Origin of the sequence: Lysobacter sp. Root667, assembly GCF_001427715.1 — a bacterium.
Classification (GTDB): Bacteria; Pseudomonadota; Gammaproteobacteria; order Xanthomonadales; family Xanthomonadaceae; genus Lysobacter.
Genome location: NZ_LMHF01000010.1, coordinates 31,493 through 54,787, shown reverse-complemented (window position 1 = coordinate 54,787; position 23,295 = coordinate 31,493). Strand labels below are relative to the sequence as shown.

The following is a 23,295-nucleotide window of genomic DNA, read 5'->3' as shown; positions in this document are numbered from 1 at the left end:
TCGATGTTGGTCGTTAATTTAGGGCTCTGCTCGGTAGATCGACATCCCGTTGGGTGGAGTATCGCTCTTCCAGTTGGTACGGATCGCGACGCTAAGTCTTGCTCTTGTTAGGGCGACATAGAATCTGGCTCGCGTTTGGGATTTCAGTGCGACTGAACTGGATTCAATCCATTTCGCCATATCCCTTGTCGGAAGGACGGTGACTCGGTCAAACCCCATTCCTTTTGACTGTCCAAAGTTCATTGCCGGGAAGCGAATATCCACGTTTTGCTCTGTCACTTTGTCCCGGAGCTGCATAGGTGAGAACTTCTCCATGTAAGCCCCGTAGTCCTTCGGTCGAACGATAAAGACACCAGAGTGGTGGTCTGCTCCGCTCCGGCATTCTGTGCAATCGCAGGGTATAGATTTCGGCATTCCGGGATATAGGCGCGATGAAAATTCGCATACCTCTACCGGATTCCTGTGCGACGTCCGAAGTGATTCTGTGTCTACTTCAAAGCCTAGTCTCTTTGGTGCTTTTTCTCTTAAGAAATCCACAATTCTCCCGTCAAGATACCGCTTGTACTTCGCGTCATTATGGGTCACGTACACTGTCTGGCGTGGGTCTCCAACCAATAGAACTCGCGTGGAACTTTTGAATAGCGCAATGATCAAGTCCAGGTCGTGGCCTGCCAAATCTTGGCACTCATCTACAAACACGTGAGCAAATATTTTTGAGATTCTATCGAATACGGCTTCGCCACTCTTGGCGTTGCAGCAGGATGCAAGTTTGGCTAATTTGTCCGAGTAAATACGGTAGTCGGGAGTAAAGTAGTGTCGAGTGAAGTTCTCCTTCTCGCCCCAATAGCGTGCTCGTCCGGGACGACTCAATGGGTGCTCTCCAGAACGCCCCGACACCAGCAACATTCCATTCACCTGAGAATCGAATAGCATTCCCTGAAATGGCTTCACCCCATGCACGATAAGAAAGGTGAACCACGTCATGATTGTTACATTGGCGGGGACGTATCCCACTTGTTCGATGAACTTCCGCCTGATCTCGGCTTCGTTGTTCTCTGTATATGTTGTGATAAGGACCCTTTCTCCCTTCACCGCTAGAGCTTCCTGTACCAAACGCCGGGTCTTGCCGGATCCTGCTGCAGCGATGATCAGGAGATTCTTCATGACGGATCGCCAATTGCCTCAAGGATGTAGCTGGGATACTTGATCTTCTTCGCAGATTCGAAAATGGCAAGGGCGCAGTCCGTCTTGTTTCTCTTCATGTGCCGGTGGAGGTCGTCCTCTGACGTCGGTTTTAGTCCAATCACCTCCGCCATTGCTTGCCAACCGTTCTCCTTGACGAGCTTTGGTTCAAGCGTGTTGTAGTTGAATGGCAACCCCGATATCTGCAGGCCGCCAGAGTCGACGGTAGTGTCGTAGCAAACTTTTATGCCTGGCTTTGTGGAGTAGTTCGCGTACTTTTTGGCCACAGCGGTGGGATCACCGTCGTTGTCCGTCATCACGGCCACTGGAATCACGAGCTTATTGGCGAGCTCAAGGAACCGCAGGAAGGATGTGCCTACCGAAATCACGTCGATATCGTCTGCGATGGGAAGTCGGCCATGTCTGTCCAAGTACGCTCTCTGGACAATCAATTCGTCTGAATCGCCTTCGACTAGAATGGCTCGCTTAGCCAGGGTCAGTCTTAAGGTGTCGTATCCGGCGAGCTTCCTGAAGAACTTGTCGGCGTCCAAATCGCCAACACGTGCAAGATTCTGGTTGCGCAGAACCGCAAGATTTTCCAGCCCCAGCTTGTTGGCTACGAAGCTGCTGTGCGTGGAAATAATCAGCTGCTTTCCATTGCTTTCCTCGGAAATGTCATGGAGCAGTTCATTCAACCGGCCGTGGGATAGGTGATTCTCAGGTTCTTCTATGAGGATCACTGGGGCCTTGGTGGCTTTTCTTCCATTCAATGCCAGTTTTGTCTTAACAATGCATTGCTCACCTTTTCCGATCTGATGAAAAGGGACATCGTCGACGAAGGTCATCAAGCTACTTTCCCAGGCAGTATGGGAAGATAGATCGACAGAGATGCTTACTGTCTTCCTGCTTATTTTTGCTGCCTTATTGAGCTTATCGTTTATGCCTTTGATCGCATCGTCGCGCATAAACTCTTCGCGCAGATGGCGATGGGCCTGTGATACGGATGCTCGCTCATCTTCCTCTAGTAGATCTTTTACGATTCGAGATACATACAAGTCAGAACCGTTCTGTAGTCGAGAGCTAGCGGAGTCGATCATTGCGGCCTTCAAGGGGATGTCGCGCGCTGTGATCCCCTTTCTCGCAAAAGACCACATGGATGCTTCGTAGTACTCAACCGGGATTGAGTTCAGGTCCTTCTTTTCGAGAAGGGCTTGATAGCCTGAGGCATAGCTGTTTTCGTTGAACGCAATTCTATATGTGACTCCACTCGCTTTAACTTTGTCAGAATTTCCATCTCCCGTAAACTCGGCGTACTCGGGGCCCTCGCCTGAGAAGTAAACTTCAATAGATATTTCAGGTGGAGTTTGTGGTTTGGAACTCTTAAGGCTGGCGATGTATTCTCGTTCGACTTGCCTATTAAAGAGGTAGGTCGAAAGCTCATTGCGTACGTAGCGGCCACTCAGTAAGCCAGTAAGCGCGAGGTTTATGGCTTCTAGAATTGTTGACTTCCCCGATTCGTTGTTGCCAACAATGATGTTCACGCCGTCTTTGAACGTAGTCTCGAACATGCCCCTGTAGCATTTGAAGTTACTTATTTTTACTTTTCTAATTTTCATCACGCCCCCCAATATGACGAGAAATAGTACAGACACCTCATTCATCTCTTTGCTCTCGCAGTCTACGAGTTTATTTAAGAACCGGTGGATTCAAGGCTTGCATCGTCCGGAGAGGATGGTTGGCGACCGCTAGATGCTGTCATTCGACGTGGGATATCGACTTTTCCGATACCCAGGCCCCAGCGATATAAGAGTGTCCGGAGCGCCTACCCGGACCCCGCTGGATAGCTACCGGGCCCGACGCCTCCGACCCTTCCACAGGTAAGGACCGCAGTCATGACCCTCCCCGACCAACTCACCCTCCCGCCCGACCTACTCCTGCAGCTCTGGCCCGCCCCGGACGACCCCACCACCGACGCCCTCGCCCTGTCCGCCCTAGGCCCGGAGCGCCTGGACCGCTTGTGCCTGCACGCCACCGACCGGACACAACGGGCGATGGAGGAGGCGCGCGGCTTGTTGGAGGTCGCGCTGGAAACCTTGGAGTTGCAGTTGTCGGCCGACAGCCAGCGGCGTTTGCTGGAGCGGGCGGACGACGAGCTGGCCGCGGCGCTGCGCTGGGGCACCTTGGCGGCCAATGCGCGCTTCTGCCGGGAGCAGCCGGAGCTGGCGCGGCAGCTGGCCGGGGCGGTGGATGAGGCACGCGCAGGCCACACAGGCAAACGCCGGGCGGGCGCGGGGTAGGGCGCGCCGCGTTGGGCTTGGGTGGCGCGCGCGGCACACGAATCTCGGGAGACTCCTGCAAGCGATTCGGAATTCGCCTACAGCGTGGCGCGGAATTTCCCTATTTCGCGGCGGCACCGGTCCGCGACACTCTGGGTGCGTCCGGGCATGACGCCCGGGCCGTACCGCAGGGGCCGATGGCCGTTATGCACGTAACGGTTGCGGTGGTCCGGGCGGTGCGTCCGTCCACTCAGTACGCAGAAGGAACTCGTGTATGAGTCAGCACCTGTTGTCGCTGCCCCTGCCCGACGATCAGCTGGCCGCGATCGACGCGAGCTTGAGCCAACTGGAGTCGCAGCTGTCCGGGCTGGTGTCGTTGCAGATCGAGGAGTGTCGCGCGCGCAAGCTGCGGGCGCATCGGCTGCGCCTTCACGTCGCCGATCTGGAGGCCCTTTGAGCGGGGTCGTCGATGCCGGTTGCCAGCTTCGGTTGCTGCACCGACATTCGTTCCTGGGCGATGCTTTGGTTGGCGGCCCGTAGTATTTCGTCCGACTGCTCGACGGGGGTGCGGATCGCGGTCTCGACCGATACGAAGGCGCGCTTGTGGGCAGGGTCGTCCAGCTTTCCCTCGACCGCGAAAATGTTGCCTGTCGTCCCCATCACCACATGATCGACACGGTTCAGGGCGTGCGCCGCAAGCGACGGGCCACGCGCGTCCGGGTACATCTGCCGATGGTCCTTGCATGCGGCCAGCAGGCAACGGCTGACGCGTTCGCTGATGTCGTCGTAGGCCTTGCCGACCGCTTGGTCGACCTTGCGTACGCCGGCACGGATCTGCTCCAGCAGGGCGTGGTCCGGGTGACTGGGGTCGGCGGGGCTGCTTGGGGCGTTGCGGGAGGCATGCGGCTCCAGCTTCGGGGCGATGTACTGCGCGTAGTCGCGCAGGTACGAGTCGCGATGGGTCAGCTGGCGGTCCGCGTTCTGATCTTGCAGCGGTCCGCCCAGGGTGTAGGGCCTGTCCGGCACCTGGGTCGCAATCCGGTCGATGACGGTTTTGTCGTCCAACTCGCCATTGCGCCATTGCTTGTACATCTGACCCAGTTCCATCCCCTGGAGGTAGCCGATGGAGCCGAATGGAAAGCCATCCTTGAAGTCCGGGTGCCGTTCCAGGTCCTTGAAGATGGGGAACGCGTTGAAGATGGCCTGGGCTTCAAGCCCGGCCCGGTACTGCACGTATTCGTCGGCGGTTTTGCCGGTGAACGGCACGGTGCCGGTGTTGTAGCGGTCGTGGCCGATCTCGTGGGCGAGGGTGCCGAAGGCGAAGCGTTGGGGCGATTCTAGGGCGTCTGGTTCGCGTGCTCTTTCCCAGGCTTCTTTGTTAACTGTGATCTTTGGCGGTTCAGTTGACTCGTAATAGGGCAGGCGAATGCCACTCATCTGGTTAATGGTTCCGCCATTCCTGAAAAAATTTGCGAAGCCAGAAGTGGCATGTTCCGATTCGCGAATCCACTCTTGGATCTTTCCCGGCATTCTGAGGAATTCTTGATCCTGCTTAAGGAAATCAATGTCGCTCTGCGCGTCGGTCATCGCGCAGTTCTTTTGATTGGATGCACATTGATCGAAGTCACGCAGCGATAGGTTTCAGGCGTGGTCGTGAAACTGACCCGCACACCATTGCCCTTGGCATCGTAATTCCTGCCGCGATCGACCCCGTGCGCGTCCTGAAACACAGGGCTCAGTGTCGCCTTTGAGATTTCCGCCGCTCGCGTAGGAGACAAGCAGGGCTCCGACTCCAATCCGATGTTGAGAGTTTCTGAGGGCACGCCAATCCATACGAAGCTCAAGATGTAGCCATCTCCAAGCTGCATGGGTCCGTCCCTCCGAAGATCAGCGGGCGGAAGCGGCCTGAAGCCGGGAAATGTTCGGCGCAGCTCGGCGCCAGCTTTCGCGACACCCGCCGGCCCCTCCAACGGCCAGCGCAGCAGATCCTCGATGGTCATCGTGTTCTTCGACACGCCCGCAGATCCGGAGACGGGGGAAACGGCATGAGAGGGCGTTGTCGCCGGAGCGGGCGCGCTAGTGGCGCAGCCCTGTAGCCCGAGGAAGCACATCAGCGTTGACGATGCGGCTATGGGAAACCTTTTTCCATTCATCTTTCTCATTCTCCTTCTCCTCGGACCGAAGTGGCTCGGAGTTGCCTGAAGAACTCTTGATCCTGCTTTGGAAAATCAATATCGCTTTGCATGTCGATCATCGGTCAGTTCCTTGGATCAGATGCACCTGGATCGAATCTACGCAGCGATAGGTCTCTGGGGTGGTGGTGAAATTGATCCACACACCATTGCCCTTGGCGTCGTAGTTCCTGCCGCGATCGACGCCGTGTGCGTCCTGAAATACCGGGTTCAGTGTCGCCTTTGAAATCTCCGCCGCTTGCGCAGGCGTTAAACAAGGCTCCGACTCCAGTCCGATGCTGAGACTTTCCGAAGGCCCGCCAATCAGCACGAAGCTCAAGACGTAGCCATCCGCAAGCTGCATAGGCCCATTGCCAAGAAAATCAGCGGGCGGAAGTGGTTTGAACACCGGGAATGTGCGGCGCAACTCGGCGCCAGTTCTAGCGACGCCCGCCGGCCCTTCCAACGGCCAACGCAGCAGGTTCTCGACGGTGATCATGTCTTTCGACACGACTGCAGATTTGGAGGCGGGTGAAACCATAGGAGATGGCGTTTCAGTTCCATCGATCGGATGCACCTGGATTGATGTCACGCAGCGATAGGTCTCTGGGGTGGTGGTGAATCTGATCCGCACTCCATTGCCCTTGGCGTCGTAGTGCCTGCCGCGATCAATCCCATGTGCATCTTGAAACACAGGGCTTAGTGCCGCTCCTGAAATCTCCGCAGCGCGTTTAGGAGGAAAGCAAGGCTCCGACTCCAAGCCAATGCTTAGACTCTCGGTGGGCACGCGAATCCACACGAAGCTCAAGATGTAACCATCTGCGAGCCGCATGGGTCCGTCCCTCTGAAGATCAGCGGGTGGAAGCGGCTTAAAGTCAGGAAACTTCCGGCGCAGCTCAGTGCCAGCTTTAGCGACACCCGCCGGCCCCTCCAACGGCCAGCGCAGCAGGTTGTCGACAGTCATCGCTTGCTTCGGTGCAGCTGCATATTCCGACGATGGCGACGCTGCTGGAGAGGGCGTTGCCGGTGGAGCGGGTGCGGTTGTCGTAGCGCATCCCTGCAGGCCGGCGACCCAGATCAGTGCCGCCAATGCGCGTGCGGGGCAGCTGCTTTTCTTGTGCATCTTTGCCCTCTCCTTAGGCGGAAGCAGAGACGATCGCCGAGGCATGCTGGGTAGCTCGGTGCAAGGGTGTCAAGGGTGTTTTTTCGAGTGGGTGTAGCGGTTGCGGATGCTTTCCGTGCTTGGTGTGCGGTTTCGCTGGCGGAGGTGTGCCGGGTGGTGGGTGGAGAGTGCCGGATGGGGGATTTCTTGCAGGCGAATCTGCGTGGGGTGAGTTTGTTGATGAGGCGCTGGGATGTTGAAGAGCGTGAGGTGTCGAGTTGCTGAGGGGTTTGAGGGTGGTTGTGGGAGCTGCGATGGGCGTGGGTGGGTGCGCTGCTTCGGTGAGATGGTCGCGGCTTACGCCGCTCCTACCCCAAGGCTAGGTTGCGTTTAGGGGTGGGGAGGCGATCGCGGCTTACGCCGCTCCCACAGAGAGCGGTGGGTATGAGTCGTGGCTTGCGATGCTCCTGCCCCAAGGCTGAGGTTGCGTTGGGGGATGGGGAGGCGATCGCGGCTTGCGCCGCTCCCATAGAGAGCGGCGGGTATGAGTCGCGGTTTGCGTTGCACCTACCCCAAGGCTGAGGTTGCGTTGGGGGGTGGGGGGGCGATCGCGGCTTACACCGCTCCCACAGAGAGCGGCGAAGGCGGTCGCGGCTTACGCCGCTCCTACCCCAAAGCGGTGGGGTGTTTATCGGTGCAGCAGGTGTTCGCGCAGGGCGGGGTAGTCGGCGGGCAGCGGGTCGGCCGAGGCCGGGCGCGCGAGGGCGGCGGCCAGGGCCGGTGGGGGTTCGACGGGGTGGCCGACGAGGGGCTCGACGATGCTGTCGAACTTGGCCGGGTGCGCGGTGGCGACCACGGCCCAGGGGCGGGTGTCGCCTTCCGATCGCAGGCGTTCCAGCAGGTGCAGGCCGGTGGCGGTGTGCGGGCAGGGCACTACGCCGTGGCGCTGCGGGGCGTGGCGGATGGTTTCGGTGATGGTGGTGTCGTCGACGGCGGTGGCGTGGATGGCGGCGCGCAATGCGTCGTCGTCGTCGAACCAGTGGCGCAGGCGTTCGACGTTGCTGGGCGCGCCGACGTCCATGGCGTTGGCCAGGGTCGCGCGGGTCGGCTGCGGGGCGTAGTCGGCGCCGTTCAAGTAGCGCGGCAGGGTGTCGTTGGCGTTGGTGGCCAGGCGGATCTCGCCGATCGGCGGGCCCATGCGCTGGGCGACCAGCGCGGCGCAGGCGTTGCCGAGGTTGCCGGTGGGCACGATGAAGTTCAGCGGCGTGCCGTGGGCGTGGTGATGGTGGACGGCGGCGTGGGCGTAGTACGCGGCCTGCGGCAGCAGCCGGCCCAGGCTGATGCTGTTGGCCGAGCTCAGCGGCCGCGCGCGGCGCAGTTCGGTGTCGGACAGGGCTTGCTTGGCCAGGCGTTGGCAGTCGTCGAAATCGCCGTCCACGCGCAGCGCCTGCACGTTGTCGCCCCAGCAGCCCAGGCCGTGGGCCTGGCGCGGCGAGACGCGGCCGTCGGGGTAGAGGATCAGCACGCGGAAGCCGGGGCGGCGGTGGAATGCGGCGGCGACTGCGGCGCCGGTATCGCCGGAGGTCGCGACCACGATGGTGGTCGGCGCGGCGTCGGGCTGGCGCAGGCCGGCCAGGGCTTCGGCCAGGAAGCGCGCGGCGTAGTCCTTGAATGCGGCGGTGGGGCCGTGGAACAGCTCCAGCAGCAGGTCGTCGTCTTGCGACAGCGGGCGCAGCGGTGCGGGGAAGGCGTAGGCGCTGCGGCACAGGTCGGGCAGGCGTTCGCGCAAGGCGGACTGGGCGAAGTAGGGCGCGAGCACGGCGTGCGCGGTGTCGGCCAGTGCGTCGTAGACGGGCAGCGCGGCGAGCGTGGGCAGGTGTTCGGGCACGTACAGGCCGCCGTCGGGCGCGAGACCGGCGGACAGGGCGTCGTCGATCGCGGTCGCGGCGGTTTGGCCGCGGGTGCTGAAGAAGTTCATGCGATCAGCTCCGCGCGTGGTCCCGCCACCGGAGTGACGTAGGCGCGCGAGTCGAAACCGGCGTCGGCGAAGGCCTGGCGCATCGACGGCGCAGCGGCGCGCGCCTGCGCTTCGGATTCGAACCAGGCGAAGGTGCTGGGGCCGGCGCCGGAGATGCTGGCGCCTAGGGCGCCGTGGTCGAGCGCGGCGGCTTTGACGGCGGCGAAGCCGGGGATCAGCGGGGCGCGGCGCGGTTCGACCAGCAGGTCGACCAGGCCTTCGCGCAGCAGGCCGGCGTCGCCGCGCTGCAGGCCGGTCAGGAACAAGGCCAGGTGCGCGCTCTGTTCGACCACGGTGTGCAGCGGATACGGGTCGGCGAGCACGGCGCGCGCGCGCCGGGTTTCCAGGACCTGGTCGGGATGCACCACCACCGCGTACAGCCAGGACGGCACGGCCAGCGGAATCATGCGGGTGGCGGTGGCCATGACCACGCCGCCCAGCAGCATCGGCGCGACGTTGTCGCCGTGGCGGCTGCCGCTGGACACCGACTCGCCGTCCAGCGCGAATTCGTACAGCGCTTCGCGCGGCAGCGGCGCGTCCAGCAGGGCGTTGGCCGCGACCACGGCGGCCACGCAGGAGGCGGCCGAACCGCCCAGGCCGGAGCCCAGCGGGATGCCTTTTTCCAGTTCCAGTTCGAAGCCGTGGCCCAGGCCGAGTTTGTCGCGCAGCGCGATCAGGGCCTGGCCGGCGGTGTTGCGCGCGGCCTCCAGCGGCAGTGAGTCGGCGCCGGCGACGTCGCCGCGGATCGCGGCGATGCGCACTTCCGGCGCGGCGATGCGGCGCACCACGGCGACGTCGCGCGGGCCGTCGATGGAGTGGCCGAGCAGGTCGAAGCCGACGCCGATGTTGCCGACGCTGGCGGGCGCGAACGCGCGCACGCTGCCGGCGGCGTCGGTGCGCGCGGCATCGATGGGGGACGAACCGGGTGTTGCGGCGCTCATGCGCGGGCTCCGAGGGTCTGCGCGATGGAAAGGATGTCGCCGAACACGCCGGCCGCGGTGACGTCCGGCCCCGCGCCGGGCCCTTGCACCACCAGCGGATTATCCGCGTAACGGCGGGTGCGGAACTGGATCAGGTTGTCGGTGAGCGCGCCGTGCATGGAGGCGTGGCCCGGCGGCGGCGAGACCACGCCGACGCTGGCGCGGCCGTCGCGGTCCAGCCGCGCCAGGTAGCGCAGGCCCAGGCCGGCGGCGCGGGCGGCGTCGAAGCGCTGTTTCAGCGGCGCGTCGAGTTCGTCCAGGCGCGCCATGAACTCGTCCTTGGACACCGTGCGCAGCGCGTCGGGGACCAGGCTTTCGACGTCGACCTGTTCCAGCGACAGCGGCCGCCCGGCTTCGCGCGCCAGGATCACCAGCTTGCGGGCGACGTCGGTGCCGGACAGGTCGTCGCGCGGGTCGGGCTCGGTGTAGCCCAGGCGGTGGGCTTCGCGCACCAGTTCGGAGAACGCGGCGCTGCCGTCGTAGCGGTTGAACAGCCAGGCCAGGGTGCCGGACAGGATGCCTTCGACTTCGGTGAGCTCGTCGCCGGTGTCGAGCAGCGAACGCAGGGTCTGGATCACCGGCAGGCCGGCGCCGACCGTGGCTTCGTAGCGGAACTTGCCGCCGCCGTTGCGGGTGGCGGCGCGGATTGCCTCGTAGCGCGCAAGCGGGCCGGCGCCGGCCTGCTTGTTGGGCGTGACCACGTGGATGCCGGCGGCCAGCCACTGCGGGTAGTAGGCAGCGACCGCGTCGCTGCCGCTGCAGTCGACGATCAGCGCGTGCGGCAGGTGTTCGGCGCGTACGTGCGCGGCGAAGCGTTCCAGGTCCAGGGCTTCGCCGCTTTCGAGGGTCGCGACCGCGTCCTGCGGCGGCATCGCCTTGGCCGACAGCTGCATGCGCCGGCTGTCGGCGATCGCGCGCAGGCGCAGTTCCAGGCGCGAGTCGTGTTCGAAGCGCGGCTGCGCCGCCGCCAACTGCGCGAGCAGCGCGCGGCCGACCTTGCCGGGGCCGATCAGGCCCACCGACACGCACTGCGGCGACAGCCAGAACGCGGAGTGCGCGGCGCGCAATGCGCGCGTTGCGTCGCGCGCGCCGATCGCGACCGAGATGTTGCGCTCGCCCGCGCCCTGGGCGATCGCGCGTACGTTGACCCGCGCCTGCGCCAGCCCGCCGAGCAGGCGCGCGGCCACGCCCGGGGTGCCGACCATGCCGTCGCCGACCGCGGCCAGCACGCACACGTCGGGGGTGACGCTGACTTCCTGGGCCTGGCCGTCGGCCATGGCGTCGGCGAAGGCGGCGACGATGGCCTCGCGTCCGCGCTGGGCCTGGTCGGCGCGCACCACGCAGCAGATCGAATGCTCGGACGAGCCCTGCGAGATCATGGTCACCGACACGCCGGCGCCGCGCAGCGCGCCGAACAGGCGCTCGGCGGTGCCGGGCACGCCGACCATGCCGTTGCCGATCAGCTCGAGCACCGCCAGGTCGTGGACCAGGCTCAGGCCCTTGACCGGAGCGCCGTCGGCCGAGGGCGTGGTGCTGATCAGGGTGCCCGGCGCCTGCGGGTTGCGGGCGTTGCGGATGCGCAGCGGGATACCGCGCTGCTGCACCGGCGCCAGGGTCTGCGGGTGCAGCACCTTGGCGCCGAAGTAGGCCAGTTCGCAGGCTTCGGCGTAGGACATCGACGGCAGGCAGACCGCGTCGGGCACCAGGCGCGGGTCGGCCGAGAGCACGCCGTCGACGTCGGTCCAGATGGTCAGCGCGTCGGCGTCGAACAGGTGGGCGAAGATCGCGGCGGAGTAGTCGCTGCCGTTGCGGCCCAGCGTGGTGGCCTCGCCGTCTGCGTCGCGGGCGACGTAGCCGGTGACGACGATGCGCTCGCCGGGGTGGCGCGCGCGCCAGTCGCGCAGGCGCGCGCGGCTGGCGTCCCAATCCACGGCCACGCCCATTTCGCCGGGATGCACGACCAGCACCTCGCGCGCGTCCAGCCGCTGCCAGCCGGCGGCGTCGCCGCCGAGCGCGGCGTGCATCAGGTACGAGGACAGCACTTCGCCCAGGCCCGGCAGGGCGGCGGCGATGCGCTGGGCCTGTTCTTCGGGCCAGCGTCCGACGACCAGGCGGTCCAACTGCGCGTGCAGCGCGGCGAGTTCGCGCCGCAGCGCCTGCGCCACGCGGTGGCGGCCACCGGGATCGAGCTCGGCGGCGGCATCGAGGTGGCGCTGGGACAGGCTGGAGAGGGCGGGTTCCAGGGCGCGGCCCGCGCGCGCGGCGGCGGCCAGCTCGACCAGGGCGTCGGTCACGCCCTGCATCGCCGAGACCACCACCAGGCGCGCGGACGCGCCGTCGTCGATCAGCGGCGGGACGGCGCGGTAGCGGGCGGCGTCGGCGACGCTGCTGCCGCCGAACTTGTGCACGTGGCAGGCGGGTGCGGCGACGGCAACAGCGGCGGACGAGGGTGGCGCGGACGACATGGCGAGAGCTCCGTTTGGGGCTCCGCGGCGCGACTCGGGGGAGGCCGGCAGGCCGCACCCGGATCGGGTGCGGAGCGGCGTGTTTGGATCAGTTGGACACGCCCGTCCGCACCACTGGGGTAGTGGTGGTACCGGTGGTGGTAATCGACAGCGCCCGCGCGGCCGGGCCCCGGCCTTGCGGCTGGGCGGCGATGCGGGCGGTGGCGAGAGCGGGGTGCATGGGCGACAGCAATACCCGAGGTTTGTGCGGTGCGTCAAGCGGCGCCGACGCAGGTCGCGTTTTGCGGGGGGCAGGCTTGTGCGGGTATGGGCGCGGGTGGGCGCCGGTACCGGCCGGCGCCGTCGCGCCGCGGACTCAGCGCAGCTTTTTCGCCCGCGGCGCGCGCTGGGGCTTGGCCGCGGCCGGCGCCGGCTCGGCCGCGCCCCAGGGCGGCGGCGGGATCGCCAGCGGCTGGGTCAGGTCGAATTCGACCCGGAACAGCCGCCCAGGCCGGGCCAGCTTGTAGACGAAGCTGCGGCCGTCATCGAGTTCGATCGACCACACGTTCTGCGCGGATTCCGGCCGGCCCAGGCGCCGGAACAAGGCGCGCGAGTCGGGGTCGGCGGGGAAATCGGCCTGGGCGCTGCCGGCGTCGATGGCGATGCGGCTGCTGTCGCCGCCATAGCCCGAGAGCGGGTCGGCGGCGCCGTCGGCGTGGCGGTGGTCGTGTTTGAGCTGCAGCGCGTGGCCGTGCTGGCTCAGCACCCAGGTGCGCGAGCGGTCGCTGCCGACGTGGAAGGGGATGCGGATCTCGCGCTTGCCGCATTCGCGCACATGCATCACCAGGGCGCGGCCGGAATAGGGGTCGGCGGCGTTTTCCGGGATGTCGGCGACCACCCTGCCCAGGTAGGCATTGCCGCACAGCGCGGACAGGCGCCGGAACAGCTCGCTGGCGTCGTCCGCGACCGGCGCGGGGGCCTCCTCGCCGCGGAACGGCCACAGCGAACAGGCACTGGTGGCGAGTACGACGCAGAACAGGGCGATCAGGCGCGGGGAGGGTCGATTCATGCGGCCGGAGCGTGCGTCGTGGCGATGACGGCATCGTGGCACGCAGGGCGCCGGTACCGATAGGTGCAGGGTGCGCGGTTTTGCGATACGTCGCAGGCACTTGATGTGAATAGGAAAAGTGCGCTTGTCGCGCCGCCGGCGCGCAGGAGTTGCTGCGGTGCCTGCGCCGGCCGCAGCCGCGCTCATGTCGATTTGGAATGACGGAACTGCGGGATTTGTCTCATTTGGACCTAAACGACCGGACCTGTGTCCCGCGACATCGCCACTCCCGGGCGCCAAAGTTTTTCCGCCGCGCATCCCTCAAGGGCGGCGGATGCGGGCGGAGTGGAGAGACGTTTAGCCGGACGTTACGACTCGGCGCGGGACCCGACGGCTCGGGACGGCGCGGACAGTTCGCCCATTCATCTATCAAGGAGCAAGACCATGAAGGAGATTTCCCAGGCAAGAATGGCGCTGTTGGCGTGCTGTATCGCCGCTGCGATGTGCGGCAACGCGGTCGCGGCGGAACCCGCGGCGATCGCCGGGCTGTCCGGGCAGGACCTGGTCTACAGCTACGACGAGATGTTCGACTTCGACATCGACGCCTACCTGGCCAAGCGCGCGCCGCATCTGTCGCGTTACGGCGAAACGATCTCGCACTGGGCCGGCTACAGCGGCATCAGCCCGAAGGTGCTGATCGCGCTGATGGAACAGCAAAGCGGCGTGGTCACGCGCAAGCGCGCCGCCGCCGATGCGCTGAGCCGTCCTTACGGCAAGCTCGCCCAGGGCCGCGATTTCAGCGCGCAAACCCGCGAGGTGGCGCTGGCCTTGCGCGAGGCCTTGTATGCGCAGGACGGGCCGAACGCGAAAGGCCCGGTGTCGCTGGCGCGCGCCAATCCGATTCAATCCTTGTTCGCGCGCGCCGGCGCCAGCGAATCCAGCGCGGCCTACAGCGGCGACAGCGAGTTCCAGCAGGTCTACGCCGGCCTGTTCAACGAAACCCGCAAGGCCGCCCCGGCCTCGGCGCGATTCGCCGCCGGTCCGGACGTCGGCGCCTTGGCCGGTCCGGCCAACGGCTTCCTGCAGTTCCCGTATCCGCGCGGGCAGCGTTGGCACGTCGGCGGCGCGCACACCAACACCGGCTCGGGCAACTACCCGATGTCGTCGCTGGACATGTCGCTGGGCGGCGGTTGGGGCAGCAACCAGAGCGGCACCTGGGTGTCCTCGTCGGCGGCCGGCTCGTTCAAGCGGCATTCCTCGTGTTTCGCCGAAGTGGTCCACAGCGGCGGCTGGTCGACGACCTACTACCACCTGATGAACATCCAGTACGGCACCGGCGCCAGCATCGCGGCCAACACCCGCATCGCCAATCCGGCCAACACCCAGGCCCAGGCGCTGTGCAACGGCGGCGCGTCCACCGGCCCGCACGAGCACTGGTCGCTGAAGTCCAACGGCAGCTTCTATCACCTCAACGGCGTGTACGTGTCGGGCTTCCAGATCACCGCGATCGGCACCAGCTACGACACCAACTGCAGCCGTTTCTATCTGACCAAGAACGGAACCCGGTACTGCTCGGGCTGGTTCACCAACCCGTGATGCGGCTGCGGATGCGCCGACGCGCTCGGTGATCCGCACGGCGTGCCCGGCTGGCGTTTCCAGCCGGGCAACGCTTTTGGCCGCCTATCGCCGCTTGCCGGAAGTGATGAATCCGCCTGTGCCGCGCGTCGTGAAGAGGAACCGCGCTTCGGTCGAGCCATCGGGCGAGGCGATCAAGCGATAGGAAAATGCGGGAATGGGTAAGGTCGCCTGGCCCTGGAGCGTATTGGCCCAGGCCTGGAGTTCCTTGCGCTTCGTGCCGATATTGATCGAGCCCGCGCAGAACGTTCCGCCACAGGCGAAGCGATCCAAGGTGCCCAGCTCGGGGTGGCGTTGCAGCGACTCTTCGACCTCGATGCGATAAGCCGAGCTTCGTTGGCCCGCATCCGAAACCTTTGCCGCCTGCAGCGAAACCATGAAGTCGTCGAAGTGTTCGGATACCAAGGTGTCGTTGGCCCGGTCGTTCACCATGCCTTGAGTCAGTAGTGCGGATTCCACCGGCGATAAGGCCTGTGCATTGTCGGCGCTAGGGTTCTTGGCGATGCCTGTCTCGGGATCGGTGCGTGCGGTTCGAGGGGCTGTTTGTTCGGAGCCGCCGACCGATGGACCTGTGACTGGCCCTGCAGTTGAGGCCTCCGGCTGCTCAAGTGCGACGGGCGGTTTGGCCTGTCGCTCAGCTGCGCGACGATTCAGAAGCCAGGCAGATAGCGCAATTGCTGACAAGGCGATCGCGGCGATGAATAGCTTTCGCATTCCAGAACTCCTTGGGCCTCTGCGAGCCTGCAGCCTTGCAGGCAGACATGCACCGAAGCCCCTTCACCGCATCGTTCAAGGAGGGGCTCGGATGGAGCTTAGGACTCCGGAGGAGTCGTATCGGTCAGGTCCTCGGTTTTGATCGAGCCGCCCTTGGAGTCGGTGACCGAGGTTCCTCCGCCAGGATAGGTGCGGACAACGCACTCGTTCTGACACGTGTAACGCACGTTGTTGACGATGACCGATTCCGCAGCGACGACGGCGAACGTCGCCGCCAGCAGGAGCAAGAGTTTCTTATGCGCCGTATTCTTCGTGAGCTTCATTTTCGTCCTTCCATAGATGATGGTCATGCATGCGACGGATGGTTTCGGTCGCATCTCGAGTCTAGTTTCCAGTGCCGAAAAAGATAGACGGGGGAAATGTGGTTTCAGCTCGCCGATAAGGTGGCGGGCGCAGTCTGAATGTGTGTGTTCCGTGGCTTGCCGTGGGCGCGCGCTGGTCAGGCGGTCGATCTTGCCGAGCTACGCTTGGACAGCTGAGGCGGCGTCGCCTAACGGATCAGGTTCAGCCCCATCCGCAACCACCTGGCACTGCGTGCGGATAATCTCCGGCGATGGGCGGCGAGCGCGGGTTAGGAGATACGACTCGCCGCGGGCCTGCGCCGCAGCTGCGGGCAAGGTGCCGGCGCGGGTCCGCTCTGCCTGGTCCGCTCGGCCAGATCCGTGAGGCATGCCCGGGCGGAATCGCGCCCGCCCGGCGGATACTGGCCCTGCAGCGTCTATCGTGGTGAAATGCGCACTGAAGCGGGGGTACCGCGGCGGTTCCAGGCCGGCGGTTGAGACAGTCCCTTCGAACCTGATGCGGTTGAGACCGCCGTAGGGAAGCTTCGCCGGCCGCGCTTCGCGACCGCGCGCCGCCCGCTTTGTGCGTTCACTCGCATGCGCCCGCACGTCCCGTGCGGATGTCTTCACCCAAAGCGGATCCGATCCCATGAATGCGGTGCCCTCCGAACTGCTGCAGCAGGCCGAACGTCTTTCGGCCGACGTCGTGCGTCCGATCCCCGGTTCGCGCAAGATCCACGTCGAAGGGTCGCGCCCGGACCTGCAAGTGCCGATGCGCGAGATCGCCCTGGCGCGCACGCCGACCATCTTCGGCGGCGAGGACAACGCCGCGCTCGCGGTCTACGACACTTCCGGCCCTTACACCGATCATGAGGCGGTCATCGATCTCGCCGCCGGCCTGAAGCCGCTGCGCGCGACCTGGATTGCCGAGCGCGGCGACACCGAGGTGCTGAGCGGGCTGTCGTCGGAGTTCGGCCGCAAGCGCGAGCACGACCCCAAGCTGGCGCACGTGCGCTTCGGCAACCGGCCGCTGCCGCGCCGCGCCGTCGCCGGCGCCAACGTCACCCAGATGCACTACGCGCGCCGCGGCATCGTGACGCCGGAAATGGAATACATCGCGATCCGCGAGAACCAGCGCCTGGAGTCGATCCGCGAAGCGCACCTGCTGAACCAGCACCCGGGCCACAGCTTCGGCGCGAACATCCAGAAGATCATCACGCCCGAATTCGTCCGCGACGAAGTCGCGCGCGGCCGCGCCATCATCCCCAACAACATCAACCACCCGGAAAGCGAGCCGATGATCATCGGCCGCAACTTCCTGACCAAGGTCAACGCGAACATCGGCAACTCCGCGGTGTCCTCGGGCATCGCCGAGGAAGTGGAGAAACTGGTGTGGTCGATGCGCTGGGGCGCGGACACGGTCATGGACCTGTCCACCGGCAAGCACATCCACGAAACCCGCGAATGGATCATCCGCAATTCGCCGGTGCCGATCGGCACGGTGCCGATCTACCAGGCGCTGGAGAAGGTCGACGGCCGCGCCGAAGAACTGACCTGGGAGATCTTCCGCGACACCCTGATCGAACAGGCCGAGCAGGGCGTGGACTACTTCACCATCCACGCCGGCGTGCTGCTGCGCTACGTGCCGCTGACCGCCAAGCGCGTGACCGGCATCGTCTCGCGCGGCGGCTCGATCCTGGCCAAGTGGTGCCTGGCGCACCACAAGGAGAATTTCCTCTACACGCACTTCGAGGACATCTGCGAGATCATGAAGGCCTACGACGTGGCCTTCTCGCTCGGCGACGGCCTGCGTCCGGGCTCGATCGCCGACGCCAACGATGCGGCCCAGTTCGGCGAGCTGGAAACCCTGGGCGAGCTGACCAAGATCGCCTGGAAGCACGATGTCCAGACCATGATCGAAGGCCCCGGCCACGTGCCGATGCAGCTGATCAAGGAGAACATGGACAAGCAGCTGGAGGTGTGCGGCGAGGCGCCGTTCTACACCCTCGGCCCGCTGACCACCGACATCGCGCCGGGTTACGACCACATCACCTCCGCGATAGGCGCGGCGATGATCGGTTGGTTCGGCACCGCGATGCTGTGCTACGTGACGCCGAAGGAGCACTTGGGCCTGCCCAACAAGCAGGACGTGCGCGAAGGCCTGATGGCCTACAAGATCGCCGCGCACGCGGCCGATCTGGCCAAGGGCCACCCCGGCGCGCAGGCGCGCGACAACGCGATGAGCAAGGCGCGCTTCGAGTTCCGCTGGGAAGACCAGTTCAACCTGGGCCTGGACCCGGAGCGGGCGCGCGAGTACCACGACGAGACGCTGCCCAAGGATGCGCACAAGGTCGCGCATTTCTGCTCGATGTGCGGGCCGCATTTCTGCTCGATGAAGATCACGCAGGACGTGCGCGACTACGCCAAGGAGCATGGGGTTGAGGAGGCGGCTGCGTTGAGCGAGGGGATGGCGGAGAAGTCGGCGGAGTTTTTGGCGCAGGGGGCGGAGGTTTATCGGCGGGCGTAGGCTTGCCGATCTGCCGGCGGCCTCGGCCTCGGCCGCGTTCGCGCCGCTCTTGCTTTGGGGTAGGAGCGGCGTGAGCCGCGACCGCGACCTTCGGCTGCCGCGCTGGCTTCGATTCGGATTGGCTCCGCTTTATGCTTCCTGTGGGAGCGGCGTAAGCCGCGATTGCGAACTCCGGCGTTCTGCGATGGCTTCGGTTCTTTAGGTCAAAGGCTTCCGCCCGCTGCGCGTGCGGGTCACTTTCTCTTGCTACTCGCCTTGGGGTAGGAGCGGCGTGAGCCGCGACCGCGATCTTCGGCTGCCGCGCTGGCTTCGATTCGGATTGGCTCCGCTTTCTGCTTTCTGTGGGAGCGGCGTAAGCCGCGATTGCGAACTCCGGCGTTCTGCGATGGCTTCGGTACTTTAGGTCAAAGGCTTCCACCCGCTGCGCATGCGGGTCACTTTCTCTTGCCACTCGCCTTGGGGTAGGAGCGGCGTAAGCCGCGACCGCGATCTTCGGCTGCCGCGCTGGCTTCGATTCGGATTGGCTCCGCTTTCTGCTTTCTGTGGGAGCGGCGTGAGCCGCGATTGCGAATTCCGTTTGCTGCGTTGGTTTCGTTCTTAAGCAACAGCTTCCGCCCGCTGCGCATGCGGGTCACTTTCTCTTGCTAGCCCAAGAGAAAGTAACCAAAGAGAAGGGCTGTTTCTTGACAACCCTCCCGTGCGGGTTCGGAGCTGGCGCGGGGATTTTTCGAAGGAACATCCTGTTCCTCGAAAAACGGCGCGCGTCCTGCGCGCCGCCCTTCGGGTCTACGGTTGTTCGTCGTAGCGCGGGGATTTTTCGAAGGAACATCCTGTTCCTCGAAAAACGGCGCGCGTCCTGCGCGCCGCCCTTCGGGTCTACGGTTGTTCGTCGTAGTGCGGCTCGATGGATTTCAATGCCGCAGCAACAGCAACAGCAACAGCAACGGCAACGGCGACCTCATTCAGCCCCGTAGGATGCGGTGAGCCACAGGCGAACCGCATCGTCACCAGACCATGGCGGTGCACGACGGTGCGGTTGCCACCGCACCCTACGTATCCGCCGGCTGCGGTGAATGCAGCCCGTAGGATGCGGTGAGTCACAGGCGAACCGCATCGTCGTCAGCCCATGGGGGTGTACGACGGTGCGGTTGCCACCGCACCCTACGTATCCGCCGGATGCGATGAATGCAGGCGGGATGCAGGGGCGCGAGACCGCCGTGTTCTCGATCTTCCTGCTCTGCGACGACAAATCGAAAGACAATGTCGCAACGACTTTCGTTTCGCGCACTCGCCTCCACAAGCCGACCCTCGCGCACATCCCGACCCACCCGGCGCTCCCGCTCCATATATAAGGAACCCAAGCCCGACCCCTCCCCTGGGCGCCGTCCGCCAAGTCCTGCACACTCCGCCGCATGAGCGACCACAGTTACGCTTCCCTGAAATGGCGCGCCTTGGCGCGGCGGCATCCGTCGGCGTTCTTGTTGGCGGCGCAGTTGTTGAGCCTGGTCGCCTATCCGCTGTTCGAGCCCTCCGGCGGCGGCAGGGTGGTGTTCGGGGCGTTCGGTGTGCTGGTGCTGGCGCTGGCGGTGTGGGTGGTGAACCGCAGTCCGGCGAACATGTGGGTGGCGTGGCTGCTGGCGACGCCGGCGTTCGCGCTGTCGATCCTGTCGGTGGTGCTGGCCAGCGACACGCTGCTGGTGGCCTCGTCGGCGCTGGAGGCGCTGCTGTACTTCTATGCGGCCGGCAGCCTGATCGGCTACATGATGAGCGACCACCGGGTCACCGCCGACGAACTGTTCGCGGCCGGCGCGACCTTCACTCTGCTGGCCTGGGGCTTCGCCTACGCGTTCCTGGTCTGCCAGGCCCTGTATCCGGGCAGTTTCGTCGGCGCCGAGCGGCCGGGCGAGCCGCGGACCTGGATCGAATTGCTGTTCCTGAGCTTCACCAATCTGTCGGCGGTGGGCCTGGGCGACGTGATTCCGCTGGGCTCGGGCGCGCGGGTGCTGGTGATGCTCGAGCAGTTCGCCGGGGTGGGCTACATCGCCGCGGTGGTGTCGCGCCTGATCGGGCTGACCATCCTGCATCGGGAGCGACGCTGAACGGATCTTCAGGAAACTCGGAGGCGGCGGGCGCGGATAAAAAAATCGCGCCCCAGCCCCGTGAAGGCTGCGACGCGAAAGTGGAACGATACGTTCTGTAAGACGTCGGCGAGAGAGGGCCTGTGTGCCACCCGCGATGAATGCGGAGGTACCCGGCGACGTTAGAATGGTGCCTTCAGGCGCGTTAGCCCGTTCGCGCCTCCGCTGTGTGCCGGGTCTGGCTGTTGACCGTTCAGGTCTTCAGGCACATGACGCCGATGCGGTCCGCCGCGACCATTGCAGGATTCATGTCCCGACCCCCCGAGCCATCGCCGCCGCTGCCGTCCGAGCGCCTGCGCGTGGGCGATTGCCTGGTCGACGTGCCGCTGCGCGAGATCCTGGCGCCGGGCGCGCGCCGGCCGCGCCGGATCACGCCCAAGGCGATGGGCGTGCTGCTGAGCCTGGTCGAACACCAGGGTCGGGTGGTCAGCCGCGACGCGCTGCTGGCCGAGGTGTGGCCGGACACGCTGCCGACCAACGACGTCATCACCCAGGCCATCACCCAGTTGCGCAAGGCCTTCGACGACGAGCGCGGCAATCCGCGCTACATCGAAACCATCGCCAAGAACGGCTATCGCCTGCTGACGCCGGTGACCTGGCTGGACGCGGTCGTGTCCGCCGGCGCCACCGCGCGCAGCGAGCGCAACGACCGCGTGCGCCACGATGCGGTGCTGGTCGATCCTTCGCGTACCACCGCCGAGCATCCGTCGTTTCCGGGCCCCGAACGCGAAGACGCGGTCGCGGCGATTCCGCTCGTGGCCGCGCCCAGCGCGCGCGGCGCCTGGAGCTCGATCCTGGGCGCGATCGTTGCCGTGGCGGTGCTGGTCGGCGCGATCGTGCTGTGGTCGATGCTGCGCGCGCCGGCGCCGGCGCCGCAGGATGCGCGCGCCAACAGCGCGATGGCGTTGCCGAGCGAGCGTCCGTACCGCCTGATCACCTCGATGCCCGGCTTCGAGCTGGCGCCGACCCTGTCGCCGGACGCGTCGATGGTGGCCTACGTCGCCATCCCCGAACGCGCGCGCGCCACCGCGATCATGGTCCAGACCACCGACCAGACCCAGCCGCGCGCGCTCAGCCATCCCAGCGGCGCGGCCGAGGACAGCGCGCCGGCCTGGTCGCCGGACGGGCGCTCGATCGCGTTCCTGCGCGTGGAGCCGGGCGCGGCCTGCCGGATCATGGTGATCGCGGCCAACGGCGGCGCCGAGCGCGAAGTCGGCACCTGCGACCATCGCAGTCCGCCCAGCTTCGACTGGACCCCGGACAGCCACGGCCTGGTGTTCGGCAGCATGCCGACCGCCCTGGGCGTGGTCGGCATGCGCCAGCTCGACCTGGCCAGCGGCGAGTGGACCGTGCTCAACTACCGCCGCGGCCGCGCGGACCTGGACACCGCGCCGCGCTATTCGCCGGACGGGCGCTGGATCGCGTTCGTGCGCAACGCCCCGCTGGGCGACTTCTGGCGGGTGCCGGCCGAAGGCGGCGAAGCCGAGCGCCTGACCGAGCTGCGCGCCGACGTGCGCGGCTGGGACTGGCTGCCCGACGGCAGCGGCCTGCTGTTCGGCCGCGCCATCGACGGCGACATCCGCATGTACCGGCTCGATTTCGACAGCGGCCGGATCAGCGACACCGGCATCGCCGATGCGCAGAATCCGGTGGCCGCGCGGACCCGGCCGGCGGCGGTGTTCGTGCAGCGCAAACCCTATTTCGGCCTGTACCGGGTCGCGGTGCCGGAGCATTCCGGCGGCCTGGTGCACGTGGTCGAGCCGCTGTTCGCGTCCTCGGCGCGCGACGTGCTGCCGTCGGTGGCGCCGGATTCGCGCCAGCTGGTGTTCGTGTCCGACCGCTCCGGCAGCAACGGCCTGTGGTGGGCCGATCTGCAGCGGCCGGAATCGCTGCGCATGATCGCCGGCGTGCAGCCGGCGACGCGCTACGTATCGAGCTGGTCGGCCGACGCCCGCAGCGTGCTGGTCAGCGGGCGCGACCGCGCCGGCCGGCCGGTGGTGCATGAGGTGGTGCCGTCCAGCGGCCGGGTCTCGCAGCTGGACCTGCCGCTGAGCGAGCCGGTCCAGGCCCTGTACCTGCCCGACCCGTCGCGGATCCTGGTCCTGGCCGGGGCCGGCGACGGCCACCTGCGCCTGCATCTGTTCGACCGCCGCCAGAGCCCGATGCGGCCCCTGGCCACGATCGACGACGTGTCCCAGGTCCAGCTCGACCCGGCCGGCCAGCGCGTGCTGTTCACCCGGCCGACCCGCAGCGGCCTGTGGCAGGCCGACCTGGCCCTGTCGCCGGGCAGCGTGCGCGAGCTGAACGCGGAAGAGCCGATCTCCGACCGCTACCGGCTGTGGGCGGTCGCGGGCGACGGCCAGGTCCGGTACCTGGAGCAACTGCAGACCTGCGCCGCTCGCCTGCGTCGCATCGACCTTGGAGACGCACCGGCGGCGCCGCCCCTATGCCTGGACCAAAGCCGCCGCGCGGCGGTCAACGGCTTCTCGGTCAGCCCGCGCGGCGATGCCGTGTACGTGGCCCTGGTCGAGTGGGACGGGGCTGATATCGGTTACATGGACCTGCTGCAGGCTCCGAAGACGGAAGTGCCGGGCTGGTTCAAGTGATTGATGCAAAAGGTAAATGGTCTTTCGGAAGTTCTTCGGTTTTGCCCTCGTTGCGATTTCGCATAACTCTCCGGCAATTTTCCTGAAGCCGGACTCGGTGTCCGGCAAAAGCAT

General features: G+C 65.6%; 16 protein-coding genes, 1 pseudogene and 1 riboswitch. Of the genes and pseudogenes, 6 read left to right on the top strand and 11 right to left on the bottom strand.

The window, feature by feature from the left end; translation table 11 throughout:
- Nucleotides 1–18 precede the first annotated feature (18 nt).
- A complete protein-coding gene (locus tag ASD78_RS19975) occupies nucleotides 19–1,164 on the bottom strand; it encodes a UvrD-helicase domain-containing protein (protein ID WP_082575499.1) in 1,146 nt (381 codons plus the stop codon).
- Nucleotides 1,161–2,843, bottom strand: coding sequence for an AAA family ATPase (locus ASD78_RS08070; protein WP_200944139.1), 1,683 nt, complete (start codon nucleotides 2,841–2,843; stop codon nucleotides 1,161–1,163). Before ASD78_RS08070 ends, ASD78_RS19975 begins: the two co-directional genes overlap by 4 nt.
- Before the next feature lie 231 nt (nucleotides 2,844–3,074).
- On the opposite strand from ASD78_RS08070, the gene ASD78_RS08065 reads away from it, so the two are divergent.
- Entirely contained in the window at nucleotides 3,075–3,479 is a 405-nt protein-coding gene (locus ASD78_RS08065; RefSeq protein WP_056100065.1) for a hypothetical protein, read from the top strand.
- 253 nt (nucleotides 3,480–3,732) lie between these two features.
- Nucleotides 3,733–3,915, top strand: a complete 183-nt coding sequence (locus ASD78_RS08060) for a hypothetical protein (protein WP_056100062.1) — start codon at nucleotides 3,733–3,735, stop codon at nucleotides 3,913–3,915.
- On the opposite strand, the pseudogene ASD78_RS21500 reads toward ASD78_RS08060, so the two are convergent.
- The 7 genes and pseudogenes from ASD78_RS21500 to ASD78_RS08030 form a co-directional block, all read right to left on the bottom strand.
- Nucleotides 3,888–4,337, bottom strand: a pseudogene (locus ASD78_RS21500) (XVIPCD domain-containing protein); the annotation flags it as partial. The gene ASD78_RS08060 and the pseudogene ASD78_RS21500 sit on opposite strands and share 28 nt — an antisense overlap.
- A 704-nt stretch (nucleotides 4,338–5,041) precedes the next feature.
- On the bottom strand, nucleotides 5,042–5,473 hold the full coding sequence (locus ASD78_RS20640) for a hypothetical protein (RefSeq protein WP_156087657.1): 432 nt from the start codon (nucleotides 5,471–5,473) through the stop codon (nucleotides 5,042–5,044).
- A gap of 235 nt (nucleotides 5,474–5,708) precedes the next feature.
- Nucleotides 5,709–6,752 carry a hypothetical protein gene (locus tag ASD78_RS20635; RefSeq protein ID WP_156087656.1) on the bottom strand — a complete coding sequence of 348 codons (1,044 nt, stop codon included), beginning with the start codon at nucleotides 6,750–6,752 and terminating at the stop codon, nucleotides 5,709–5,711.
- Between the two features lie 667 nt (nucleotides 6,753–7,419).
- Nucleotides 7,420–8,709, bottom strand: a complete 1,290-nt coding sequence (gene thrC, locus ASD78_RS08045; protein ID WP_056100055.1) for a threonine synthase — start codon at nucleotides 8,707–8,709, stop codon at nucleotides 7,420–7,422.
- Entirely contained in the window at nucleotides 8,706–9,689 is a 984-nt protein-coding gene (locus tag ASD78_RS08040; RefSeq protein ID WP_056100053.1) for a homoserine kinase, read from the bottom strand. Before ASD78_RS08040 ends, thrC begins: the two co-directional genes overlap by 4 nt.
- Nucleotides 9,686–12,193, bottom strand: coding sequence for a bifunctional aspartate kinase/homoserine dehydrogenase I (thrA, locus tag ASD78_RS08035; RefSeq protein WP_056100049.1), 2,508 nt, complete (start codon nucleotides 12,191–12,193; stop codon nucleotides 9,686–9,688). The genes ASD78_RS08040 and thrA overlap by 4 nt, the downstream gene beginning before the upstream one ends.
- A 355-nt stretch (nucleotides 12,194–12,548) precedes the next feature.
- Nucleotides 12,549–13,241, bottom strand: coding sequence for a hypothetical protein (locus tag ASD78_RS08030; RefSeq protein ID WP_056100045.1), 693 nt, complete (start codon nucleotides 13,239–13,241; stop codon nucleotides 12,549–12,551).
- A gap of 423 nt (nucleotides 13,242–13,664) precedes the next feature.
- Between ASD78_RS08030 and ASD78_RS08025 the strand changes: the two genes are divergently transcribed.
- Entirely contained in the window at nucleotides 13,665–14,816 is a 1,152-nt protein-coding gene (locus ASD78_RS08025; protein ID WP_156087655.1) for a M23 family metallopeptidase, read from the top strand.
- Nucleotides 14,817–14,900: 84 nt separating this feature from the next.
- Here ASD78_RS08025 and ASD78_RS20630 read toward each other — a convergent pair whose 3' ends face one another.
- Both ASD78_RS20630 and ASD78_RS08015 read right to left on the bottom strand, forming a co-directional pair.
- Nucleotides 14,901–15,569: a hypothetical protein gene (locus ASD78_RS20630; protein ID WP_156087654.1), complete on the bottom strand. Its 669-nt coding sequence runs from the start codon at nucleotides 15,567–15,569 to the stop codon at nucleotides 14,901–14,903.
- A gap of 98 nt (nucleotides 15,570–15,667) precedes the next feature.
- Entirely contained in the window at nucleotides 15,668–15,919 is a 252-nt protein-coding gene (locus ASD78_RS08015; protein WP_055902129.1) for a hypothetical protein, read from the bottom strand.
- A 445-nt stretch (nucleotides 15,920–16,364) separates the two neighbouring features.
- Nucleotides 16,365–16,469, top strand: a riboswitch (TPP riboswitch).
- Nucleotides 16,470–16,559: 90 nt separating this feature from the next.
- Here ASD78_RS08015 and thiC point away from each other — a divergent pair.
- From thiC to ASD78_RS08000, 3 genes are all read left to right on the top strand, one after another.
- Nucleotides 16,560–18,437 carry a phosphomethylpyrimidine synthase ThiC gene (thiC, locus tag ASD78_RS08010; protein ID WP_055902126.1) on the top strand — a complete coding sequence of 626 codons (1,878 nt, stop codon included), beginning with the start codon at nucleotides 16,560–16,562 and terminating at the stop codon, nucleotides 18,435–18,437.
- A 1,412-nt stretch (nucleotides 18,438–19,849) separates the two neighbouring features.
- A complete protein-coding gene (locus tag ASD78_RS08005; RefSeq protein WP_056100033.1) occupies nucleotides 19,850–20,536 on the top strand; it encodes an ion channel in 687 nt (228 codons plus the stop codon).
- Between the two features lie 287 nt (nucleotides 20,537–20,823).
- Nucleotides 20,824–23,181 (top strand): winged helix-turn-helix domain-containing protein, encoded by a 2,358-nt coding sequence (locus tag ASD78_RS08000; RefSeq protein ID WP_156087653.1) that lies wholly within the window; start codon nucleotides 20,824–20,826, stop codon nucleotides 23,179–23,181.
- Nucleotides 23,182–23,295 lie beyond the last annotated feature (114 nt).